We start from the raw sequence: 10189 nt of genomic DNA, 5'->3' as shown, positions 1-10189 counted from the left end.
GTACTCGCCGCGATCGCCGACAACCCGAACGTCCGCATCCGTGACATCGCCGCCCACTGCCGCCTCACGGAACGGGCCGTCCAGCGGATCATCTCCGACCTCGAGAGCGACGGTTACCTCTCCCACACCCGCGACGGACGCACGAACACCTACCGCATCGATCCCGGCAAGGTGCTGCGCCACCCGGCGGAGGCCGGCCTCTCCGTGGGCGCCCTGCTCTCCCTGCTCGTGCAGGACGAGAGCGAGCGCAACAAGAAGCCGATCGCCCCGTAGCAGCGCCCCACCCCCGGCACGGCGCAGGGCAGCGGGCTCCTCCTCCCACCCGCACCAGGCCCGCGGCCGGCGCGACGCCGCCACACCGGCGACGCCCCCGGAGCAGTTCCCGGACGGCATCCCGGCGGCGCCGATCCACCCACCCGGCCCGCCGGGAGGGAACCGCACCGGCCGCCCTCGCGGACGAGCTGCTTCTCGACGTCCGAGGACGGCCGGCCACCGCACGACGACCCTCACCCCGCGGCCCGATCCCCGCGGCCTGAAGGCCGTCGTCCCCCACGGCCGCGGAACGTCGCCGAGCCCCGCACTCGCGCGCGGCCACGTCCGACGTGCGGCGGGCGCTGTTCCACCGTGCTGGAGGGACCGCAGGTCACCCGGATCCGGCGCTTTCCGCGTCCCGCAGCGTGTCGGCACGCTGCGAGCGCGCACCGGTCCGCCGTGGCTGCCGACCGCCCGACACCTGCTGCTCGGGCCCGGCATCCGGTGACGTCGGAGACCTCCGCGGAGGCACTCCGCTCCCGTCCCGTCGCACGGGTGGGGCGAGGGCCGGGACGGTCAGATGGTCCAGGACGCCCGTGACGCGCAGCATGCGCTCCAGGAAGTCCGGCGGGTGGTCGAGGAGGAGGTCGGCACCGGCGGCACTGGTGTGCCGGTGGATCATCAGCAGGGCCGACAGACCTGACGAGTCGATCCAGGTCAGCTCGCGGAAGTCGAGGCGCACCCGGTTCAGTCCGGCGCCGTGGCGACTGAGGCGGTCGACCACGGTGCTCACGAGGTCGTCGCAGGTCTCGTAGTCGAGTTCCCCCGCCACCCGTACGGTCAGCGAGGGGGGCTCGGTATGCGCGGTGACGGCGAATTCGGTGGGAGGCAGTTGGGTCATCTTCATGCGTCGGGGTCGGGGACGGGATCGCAGGCGTGCCGGGCCAGAGCCGCAGCACCCCGCTGGAGCATGGCGAGGGCCCGGGAGAAGTCGTGCAACTGCTCCGTCAGGAGGTGCAGGGCGGCGACGAGGGAGCGGGTGGGCACGTGCCGGGCGGTGAGGATGTCGGCGGTCCAGCCGAGGAACGACTGGAAGAGCTCGGGATCGTCGACGTAGAGGGCTGTGGCGAGGAAGTCGACGATGTGCGCGAGGTCCTCGGCCGTGCGCTCGCGCTGGACCTCGGTGTACGAGCGCATGGCGGGGAAACGCTTCTCCAGGTCGACCAGGGTCTGTTTGACCAGCTGGCCCCGCGTTCGCGTGACCAGGGTGTATTCCTGGTCGGCGAGGTGCGGCAGGTCGTCGACGACCTGCCGGACAGTGGCCGGACCAGGCCGGGAGACACCCGCTTCCAGCACGTCGGCCGCGCCTCGGGCGTCGGGTGCCCATGCGTCGGCTCGCAGGCAGCGGGCGTGGCGCCCGTCGGCTCCGAAGGCTCGGCCGCCCGCCATGACGGGCACGCCAACGGCCTGGCAGGCGGTGATGGCCGCGTGGGCGGAAGGCAGGTGGGTGGGGATCGACCCGGACAGCAGCACCACGTCGGGATCGGTGGCGTGCAGGTGGGCGATCAGGTGCTCGGTGGGCGTCTGAGCGCCCAGGTAGTCGACCTGCCAGCCGCGCAACCACAGCGTCTCGGCGACGAGACGGGCGGGGAAGGCGTGCCATTCGCCGTCCACGCAGCTCACGGTGACCCTGCCCTGCCGCACGGCACGGGGCCGGCGGTCCCGTCGATGATGGGCGACGGCGGCCATGGCGCGTTCGTTGATGGCGGTGGCGGCGTGCTCCTGGGCCACGGTGAGGCGGTCGGCGGCCCATTCGACGCCGACCTTCGCCTGCACGGGGGCGATGACGTCCAGCAGCAGCGCCTCCTCGTCCAGGCCGTCCGACAGAGCGTCCTCCAGGACGCCCACGGCGGCATACTCCTCGCCGCCGACCGCGGCCTGCCACAACAGCTCCCGCAGTTTCGCCCGCGTCACCCGCTGCTCCCGTCGCTCCCGCCGTCCACGTGCTCCTTGACGATGGTCAGCGGCCCGGTCGCAGGCGCGCTGATCGCGACGACGGCCATGTCGTCGTGCCGACCGGACCCCAGCCACTGGGCGGCCAGCATCTGCACCCGTTCCGCAACCGCTTCCGCGGGCATCCCCGCGCATTCGGCCAGTGCCCTCTTCAAACGGTGCTCCTGGAACAACTCGTCGCCCAGCGGCCCACCGCGTGCCTCGGTGATCCCGTCGGTGTAGAGCACGCATGTCTCACCGGCGTTCAGCACCGTCTTCACGGTGCGGGCGGACACCAGCGGCAACGCACCGATCAAAGTACCGCGGGTGGGGACCTCCTCCACGGTGCCGTCGGCGCGGACGATGAGCGGCGGCAGGTGGCCGGCGCTGGTGAGCCGCAGCTCGGCCCTACCCGCGCGGCGGCGCACGGAGGCCAGGACCATGGTGGCGAAGCGGGCGTGGTGGGACGAGAGAAGAGCGCCGTTGAGCAGGTCGAGTACCCGCTGGTGGTCGTCGGCCAGGGGCAGCAGGGCGTGCAGGGTGTTACGGATCTTGCCGGTGAGCACCGCGGCGTTCAGGCCCTTTCCCGCGACGTCACCCAGGACGACGAGAGTCTCCTCGGAGGGGCCGGCGCCGGGATGGACGTCGTAGAAGTCCCCTCCGACGCGCTCGTGGTCCCTGGCCGCGCGATAGCGGCCCGCGTAGTCCACGCCGTGCACACGGGTCAGGGAGGGCGGCAGCAGTTCCCGCATCAGGGTGGCGGTGATCGCGGCCTGCTCGGTGTAGAGGCGGGCGGCCGAGAGCGCGGCTCCGGCCCTGGCGGCGAAGAGCCGCGCGAAGATCTCCTCACCTTCGCTGAACACCTGCTCCGTGCTCGAGCGAAGCAGGACGAGGGTTCCCGCGGGCACTCCGTGGCCCGGCAGCGGGGTGACGATCACCGACCCGACCGGGCCGGAGAAACCGTCGGGGACGGCCCAGTCGGGAAGGTCCGCGGGGTTCAGCCAGCGGGCGGGAACCGGTGGGAATCCCTGCAGGGCCTCGGTCAGTCCGGGGACGCTGCCCGTATCGATCTGTCGCATGACCTGCGTGACCGGTGCGCCGCGCCGGGCGTAGGTCAGCGGGTGACGCCGTCCCTGCGGTGGAGCGACGAGGAGGGCGGCCTCCGCCAGGTGTTCCGCAGCCATCGAAGCGGTCACCTCCATGCACCGTGGCACGTTCAACGTCGACAGCAGCGTCGAGGAGGCCTCGGCGAGTATGTCGGCCCGCTCCTGCGTGGTCTTCAGGACCGACTCGGCGTAGCGGCGGTCGGTGTCGTCGAGCAGCCACCACACCACGCCTCCGTCGCCGGAGGCGGTGGGATGGGCTTCGAAGAACCGGTCGCCGATGCGGCCGGCCGGAGGGTCGGCGCCGCCGCGGCGCGGAGAGGTGACGGCGCGCCGGTGCGCGTCGGACAACCAGAGTGGCGCCGCCTGGCGCAGCCAGTCGCGGGCGGGCGCGTCCGGCAGGAGGGCTCGGGCGGCCTTGTTGAGGCGTACGAGAGAGCCGTGGCGGTCGATCACCAACACGGGACAGGGGGCGTCATCCCATGTGGCACCCCTCGCGGGGGCGGCGCCGAGCGGGTGGGCGGGTGAACCGCTGGAAGCAGACACAGACGGAGGCACGCATCGTGCGCACCTCACCACCTTTCTGTTCTGGAGCAATAGATGTCGTCCAGCAACCGTCCCGCAGCCACTTCGGCAATGCAAGGCGCCCTCCGAACCCACATACCGCCATCACATTCGCCACACAGGTCGTACCGGGGGCCGGACAAGGGGAACAGAGGCGTTTTCGCGAGCCGGCGGGCAGTAGGGTGGTCACCCAGTCCAGCGAACCGTCGCCGAGGCGTTCGCCGACCGGTGAGGTGGAGGAGTCCGCTGTGCTGCAGGTCACCGAACGCACGGACGACGAGGTGGTCGCGCGACTGCCGCAGGACGTCGACCTCTACACCACGCCCGGCCTGCGCGCCGTGGGCGACCGCATCATCGACGAGGGCTGCCGACACCTCGTCCTCGACGCCTCGGACACCCTGCACGTGGACTCGACCGGCATCACCTTGATCATCACGTGGTACCGGCGCCTGGACCGGATGGGCGGTGCGGTGGTGCTCACCCAGGTCCAGGACCACCTCTGCGACCTGCTCCTGCGGCTGGGTCTCGGCACCGTCATGACGATCACACGCCGCACGGCCCGTCCCGACTCCCCGAACGGCGGAGGGTGAGCCGCGCGGCGTGGGCCGGTGTGCGAACGCGGCCCCGCTCCCCCGCGGGGTTCCGGCGCCCGGCGGCGTCCGGGTGACCGGACGGCACGAGGAGTGCTCCAGGGCCTGTCGTCCGGATCATGCCGGGCTCGCGGGGCCTGATCCGAACGAAAGCCCCTGGTTGACCGCTTTGAGTGCCTTGGTCGGCCTTCGGCCGGTCTTGCTCCCGCCGTGGCCCTCATCCAGGCCGACTGCCCGCAAGGGGCATCCGGTACCGACGCGCTCGGCGAGTTCGGCACGCAGGGCAGCGAGTTCGGACATGCGTGCGTCGACCAGCTTGATCTTCTCTTCGAACAGCGCGGACAGCGCCTCCGCCGCGTCCGGCGCCCCGCGCAGTTCCTCGCCGGTCCGCGCGATCTCCGCCAACGAGAATCCGAGTGTCTGTGCCGCGCGGACATACTGCAGCCAGGCCACCGCCTCGGGCGGGAAGTCACGATACCCGTTGGCCAGACGCCGGCCTGCGATGAGGCCGACTCTCTCGTAGAACCGGATCGTGTCCCTGGTCATCCCCGTCTGCGCCGCCAGCTCTCCGATGCGCATCCCCAACGCCCCCTCCACGTCATGGGCTTGACCTTGGACCGTACTCCACTGTTTAGCGTGAGGCGTCGCTGGCAGCCCAACAGTCGGAGCCCCGAAATGACGCGTCCCGATGCCCCCGTACGCCCCGCCTGCCTTCGCACCGTACGCGCGAGCGCCTGGTACGACTTCGCCGTCACCGCGGGGTTCGTGACGCCGTGGACGTACGCGTGGGTGCACGACGCGTTGTCCGCGCTGGGTGAGGCGCTCGACTGGGGCGCTCTGCCCGAACTCGATTCCTGGCAGATCCTGTACGCCAATCTGATGGGCTCGGTGGTGGTCGTCTGGGCCGCGCTGCGGATCGTCCGGCCGCTACCGGCACACGGACTCTTCGACGGCATCGCGCGCACCCTGTTCTCGGCGTGGATGGCATACGCGCTGCTGCACGGTGTCTCACGGATACTGTGGCTGTTCCTCGCCCTGGAGATCGCGTGGGGGGTCGCCCAGCTCGCCCCCTGGCTGCGGAACCGCCCGACGGGGGCCGGCCTCGAGCACCGGGCCGGCCGACTGGAACGCTCGAAGAACTCGTGACGCGCCGCCCGTCCTGTGTCCGCCACCGTGGCCGGCGACTGCTTGGACGACCGGAGTCGGGCCGGCCCGGGGCGGGTGGGGCCGGCGGTACTCGGCCGGCCCTCTACTCGAAGAACTTCAGGCTCCAGCCGGTGTCGGTGTTCGGGCCGGGGACGTTGGCGCGGCTGTAGGCGGTGTTGCCCCACCAGCAGAAGCTGCCGGTGTACCAGTACCGGTTCTCCCACGAGTACGGGGTGCCCTTGGGGACGGCGTGGAACATCAGGGGGAACTTCGGCCCGGCGGGCGGACTGGTGGCGATGTCCCCGTCCAGCAGGACGAAACTGTGGTGACCGGGCCCGTCGACGTACAGCGTCGGGTCCCATCCGGGCATCATCGTCGCGCGGTTGGAGCCGAACAGGCAGCCGTTGGACTTGTACCAGTCCCAGACGTACGTCGGGTCGCCGCCGGCCCGGAGCCTGAGGTCGGCCAGGCAGTACTGGTCGCTCCAGCTGCCGTTGGCCGAGTACACGATGTGCAGCTGGCCGTTCGGGTCCTTGATGGCCTCCGGCGCCTCGTTGATGAACGGGTCGCCGACCACCCGCTCCCAGCTCTCGCGCGGTTGCGAGATGATGTGGCGCGCGCCGGTCGGCGCGGTCGGGGTGTTCATGCGGGCGATGTAGAGGTTCTGCTCGACGTTGGTGTCACCGGCCCACCCCGACCAGACGAACCAGCGCTGCCCGTTGAAGGTGAACAGGGTGCCGTCGATGGCCCACTTGTCGTCCGGCAGGGCCAGCCGCGTCTCGGCGGTGTATCCGCTGTCCGCGGTCGCGGAACTGATCACGTACATCCGGTGCGCGCTGCCGCGGCCCGCCGAGAAGTAGACGTAGTAGCGGCCGCCGTCCCGCACGATCTCCGGTGCCCAGACCTCGCCGAGGCCGCGGGTGTCCGACCAGACCTGCCGGGCGGGCGCCGAGGCCAGGGCGTCGGTCGAAGAGGCCTGGCGCACGGCGATGCCGCCGCCGGTCGACTGCACCGAGACGTAGGTGCCACCGACCCGCAGGACACTCGGGTCCGCGGCCCGCAGACCCGTCTGCCCCGCCTGGGCGGGTCCGGCGGACGTCAGGGACAGGACTGCGGTGAGGAGAGCGGACAGCACCACGGCCGCGGCTCCGGAAAGACGGCGAGAAAGTCTCATGGTTCCCTTCCCATGGTCGGAATCCGTTGCGATGCCGAGCGGCGGGGGGGGCTCGCCCACTCCGCGCCGCGCCTGTGCTTCGGTGCGGGGATCAGGTCCACGGCGTCGACGCCCCGGGGTGGCGAGGTCGATCACGTCCTATGCATGACAAAGATGGGGGCGGGTCTCGTGCGTCGGCCCCGGGCATGCGGTCCGAGCCGCGGTAGGCGGAACGTAGCACGGAACAAAGGCGACCGGAATCACCCAGGAACGACCAGTGATCGAACTCGCCGGACCGGCCGACCGGCTGACGACGACGCTGCCGTCACGAGGGCCCCGGGCCGGCGGCCCGGCCCGGGGCCGGTGCGGCGGCCGGCTACTGCGACACGCGGACGTAGTCGACGAGCATCCTCTGCGGCAGCACGGTCGTGGCGTCCGGCGATCCGGGCCAGTCGCCGCCCACCGCGTTGTTCAGGATGATGTAGAAGGGGTGGTCGTAGACCCAGGGGCCCCGGGTCTGTTCCACCGTCGAACGGTCCGCGGTGAAGAAGCTCTTGCCGTCCACGGAGAACGTCATACGGCTGGAGTTCCAGTCCAGGGCGTAGGTGTGGAAGGCGGCGGCGAAGTCGCTGCCCGCGACCGTGTAGGGGGAGCCGTAGCCGTTCCCCCCGTTGTACGCGGGTGCGTGCAGGGTGGAGTAGACGGAGTCCGCGACCTTGCCGACGTGTTCCATGATGTCGATCTCACCGCAGTTGGGCCACGGGGTGCCGGTCCTGAAGTTCGATCCCAGCAGCCAGAAGGCCGGCCACAGCCCCTGCGTGCCCGACACCTTGATGCGTGCCTCGACGTGGCCGTAGGTGAAGTCGAAGTGGTCCGAGGTGTTGATCCGGCCCGAGGTGTACTGTCCGTTGGCCTCCTTGCGCGCCTCGATGACGAGGTTGCCGTTGCCGTCCATCGAGGTGTTGTCGCCGTTGGTGTAGTACTCCAGCTCGCCGTTCTGGCCGTTGCCCGGATCCTGGGTCCACTTCGTGGCGTCCGGCTTGCTGCCCGCCGGGCCGTTGAACTCGTCGCTCCACACCAGATGCGTGGGATTGCCCGGGTCGGCCGGGGGCGGGGGCGGGGCGGTGGGGTTGCCGCCGGTGCCGTACACGTCGAAGGTCCACAGCGAGTAGCCGTAGCCGTTGCTGCGCGCCGTGCCGTACATCCGCACCCAGCGTCCGGTGCCGTCGACGTTCAGGGTCTCCTTGAAGCCCTTGCCGTTCGACGTCGAGTAGATGCTGGTCCAGTTGACTCCGTCGGGCGAGGTCTGGATCTGGTAGGCGGTGGCGTAGGCCGGGTCCCACTGGAGGACGACCTTGGTGACGTGCGCGGTCGCGCCGAGGTCGACGGCGATCCAGCCCGGGTCCACCCAGCCGTTGGCGTCGCTGGTCGCCCAGCGCGTGGCCGGGTCCTCGTCGAACGCCTTCGCGGGGGTGCAGTCGACGCAGCTGTTGGCGTTCTGGTACGTCGAGGCGGTGGCCGGCTTCTTGTACGACAGCAGCGTCGCGCCGTCGCCCGGCGGGGACGTCGTCCCTCCGGTGAAGACCTGGAACTCCCAGAGGGAGTAGCCGTACTGGGTGGCGCGGGTGGTGCCGTAGACCCGAACGTAGCGGCCGGTGCCGGCCGTCGAGATCAGTTCGGTGGCGCCGGCGCCCGTGGTCGTGCTGTAGACGCTGGTCCAGGAGGCGCCGTCGTCGGAGACCTGGATCTGGTAGGCCTTCGCGTACGCCGTCTCCCAGCTCAACTGGACGCCGCAGACGCTCTGCCGGGAGCCGAGGTCGACCTGGAGCCACTGGGGGTCGGCGGCGGCGCTGGACCAGCGCGTACCGGGGTCGCCGTCGACCGCGGCGGTGGCCGGGGTGCCGGCGTTCTCGGTGGAGGAGGCGGTGGCGGGCCTGCCGAGTGCGGCATCGGCCGTCGAACAGGCGCTGGCGGTGCCGGCCGTTCCGTAGACCTGGAACTCCCAGAGGGACACTCCGTACTGGGTCGCCCGCTGGGTGGCGGTGAGGCGGACGTACCGCCCGGAGCCGTCGACGGAGAGGTTCTCGGTGCCGCCCCGGCCCGTCGTGGTGGTGTAGAGGTCCTTCCACGTGGTGCCGTCGGTGGAGGTCTGGATCCGGTACGCCGTGGCGTACGCCGTCTCCCAGTTCAGGGTGACGGAGCTGATCGTCGCTCCGGTGCCGAGGTCGACCTGGAGCCACTGGGGGTCGGCGGCCGCGCTGGACCAGCGCGTACCGAGGTCGCCGTCGACCGCGGCGGTGGCCGGGGTGCCGCCGTTCTCGGTGGAGGAGGCCGTGACCGGCTTCCCCTGCGAGAGCAGGGTTCCGGCGGCACGGGCCGGTGACTGCGTGACGGCCAGGGTGAGGGCGGCGACGAGCACCGTCACACAGGCCAGGACCGTCATACGGAAGGATCTGGGAGGGGACAGGGCTGGGGGTTCGCCGATCACGGGGTCTCCTTGATGTCGCCGGGCAGTGCGGGACCGCGCTCTCCGTCCGCCACCGCGACGGCCTCGCGCCGCGGCTGCGCGGATACCTCACCGGGGCGCACGGCCCCGCGCCGCTGGCCCGGTGCCCCGCTTGGTCGGCGTCCGCCCCCGGCTCGCTCGCGCGGCGGCCGTGGGCGGACCGGCGGCCACGGGTCGCACGGCGGCGGGGACGGGAGAGCGTCCTCCGGAACCATGCCCGTCCGTCATGTGCCGGTCAAGAACTTCAACGCCTTTACTTTCACCTTGACTTAAGGGCGCAGAGTTCTACGCGGGCGGCGTGAACGAGGCCGGCCGGGAACTCCTGACCGCCTTCCCGCGCCGCCGCGCACGTCGGCCGTCACGCGTCAGCAGAACTCCTCGACGTACAGCAGGACGCGGCCGTCCCCGGAGCGGAAGGCGTGCGCCTGGTACGTCCACGTGCCCGACCCTGCTGTGCCGAGTCCGTCCTCGACCAGTGCCCACGCCGCCTCGCGCTCCTCTTCCGGAACGGGCCGGAGCACCTCCCCGGCGCCCTCACCGACGATCATCTCGTCCGCGCCGCGCACGAGCCGTTTGGCGAGCCGCACATCCAGCGGCCCCCGGCTCTTCGTCCACAGACAGCCCCGCTCGTCGACGAGCTCGCCCGAAGTCGCCGGGGAGGACCAGCCCTCCGCCGGACCGGTCCCGTCCGTGGCCACCATGTCGGCCACCACATCGGCGAAACTCCTGTCGGACGCCCGCTTCTTCGGCATGACACCCAGTGTGACAGCAGCCGCCCGGCACCCTGTGATCCGCCCTCGGAGGCACCCGGCACGAGGACGCGGTCCGCCCCTCGATCGGGCTCGGTGCGATGCGTCCCGGTCGACCGCACCGACCTTCCCGG

General features: G+C 71.4%; 9 protein-coding genes and 1 pseudogene. 3 read left to right on the top strand and 7 right to left on the bottom strand.

Going from position 1 to position 10189, the window contains the following annotated elements; all coding sequences use genetic code 11:
- Nucleotides 1-273 (top strand): helix-turn-helix domain-containing protein (locus tag AB0N63_RS20140; protein ID WP_365530338.1); only part of this gene is annotated, 273 nt, incomplete at its 5' end.
- A gap of 370 nt (nucleotides 274-643) precedes the next feature.
- On the opposite strand, the gene AB0N63_RS20135 is transcribed toward AB0N63_RS20140, so the two are convergent.
- Genes AB0N63_RS20135 through AB0N63_RS20125 form a run of 3 tightly spaced genes read right to left on the bottom strand, consistent with a single transcriptional unit; the run spans nucleotide 644 to nucleotide 3809 of the window.
- The gene (locus AB0N63_RS20135) at nucleotides 644-1153 is read right to left on the bottom strand and encodes an STAS domain-containing protein (RefSeq protein WP_365530337.1); all 510 of its coding nucleotides are present in this window, start codon (nucleotides 1151-1153) and stop codon (nucleotides 644-646) included.
- A 2-nt stretch (nucleotides 1154-1155) separates the two neighbouring features.
- Complete coding sequence (locus AB0N63_RS20130; RefSeq protein ID WP_365530336.1) at nucleotides 1156-2226, bottom strand: cobalamin-dependent protein; 1071 nt, start codon at nucleotides 2224-2226, stop codon at nucleotides 1156-1158.
- Entirely contained in the window at nucleotides 2223-3809 is a 1587-nt protein-coding gene (locus tag AB0N63_RS20125; RefSeq protein ID WP_365530335.1) for a PP2C family protein-serine/threonine phosphatase, read from the bottom strand. The genes AB0N63_RS20130 and AB0N63_RS20125 overlap by 4 nt, the downstream gene beginning before the upstream one ends.
- Nucleotides 3810-4159: 350 nt before the next feature.
- On the opposite strand from AB0N63_RS20125, the gene AB0N63_RS20120 reads away from it, so the two are divergent.
- Complete coding sequence (locus AB0N63_RS20120; protein ID WP_365530334.1) at nucleotides 4160-4501, top strand: STAS domain-containing protein; 342 nt, start codon at nucleotides 4160-4162, stop codon at nucleotides 4499-4501.
- Nucleotides 4502-4732: 231 nt separating this feature from the next.
- Here the strand turns inward: AB0N63_RS20120 and AB0N63_RS20115 are convergent.
- Nucleotides 4733-5080, bottom strand: a pseudogene (locus tag AB0N63_RS20115) (MerR family transcriptional regulator); the annotation flags it as partial.
- Nucleotides 5081-5176: 96 nt separating this feature from the next.
- Here AB0N63_RS20115 and AB0N63_RS20110 point away from each other — a divergent pair.
- On the top strand, nucleotides 5177-5647 hold the full coding sequence (locus AB0N63_RS20110; RefSeq protein ID WP_365530333.1) for a hypothetical protein: 471 nt from the start codon (nucleotides 5177-5179) through the stop codon (nucleotides 5645-5647).
- Nucleotides 5648-5750: 103 nt separating this feature from the next.
- On the opposite strand, the gene AB0N63_RS20105 is transcribed toward AB0N63_RS20110, so the two are convergent.
- The 3 genes from AB0N63_RS20105 to AB0N63_RS20095 form a co-directional block, all read right to left on the bottom strand.
- Nucleotides 5751-6821: a glycoside hydrolase family 43 protein gene (locus AB0N63_RS20105; RefSeq protein WP_365530332.1), complete on the bottom strand. Its 1071-nt coding sequence runs from the start codon at nucleotides 6819-6821 to the stop codon at nucleotides 5751-5753.
- 355 nt (nucleotides 6822-7176) lie between these two features.
- Entirely contained in the window at nucleotides 7177-9225 is a 2049-nt protein-coding gene (locus AB0N63_RS20100; protein ID WP_365530355.1) for a discoidin domain-containing protein, read from the bottom strand.
- Between the two features lie 446 nt (nucleotides 9226-9671).
- On the bottom strand, nucleotides 9672-10058 hold the full coding sequence (locus AB0N63_RS20095; protein ID WP_365530331.1) for a hypothetical protein: 387 nt from the start codon (nucleotides 10056-10058) through the stop codon (nucleotides 9672-9674).
- Nucleotides 10059-10189: the final 131 nt, after the last annotated feature.

This window comes from Streptomyces sp. NPDC093260 (assembly GCF_040683715.1).
In the GTDB taxonomy this organism is placed as follows: Bacteria; Actinomycetota; Actinomycetes; order Streptomycetales; family Streptomycetaceae; genus Streptomyces; species Streptomyces sennicomposti.
The sequence above is the reverse complement of the archived record's forward strand: the minus strand, read 5'-3'. Positions and strand labels throughout refer to the sequence as shown.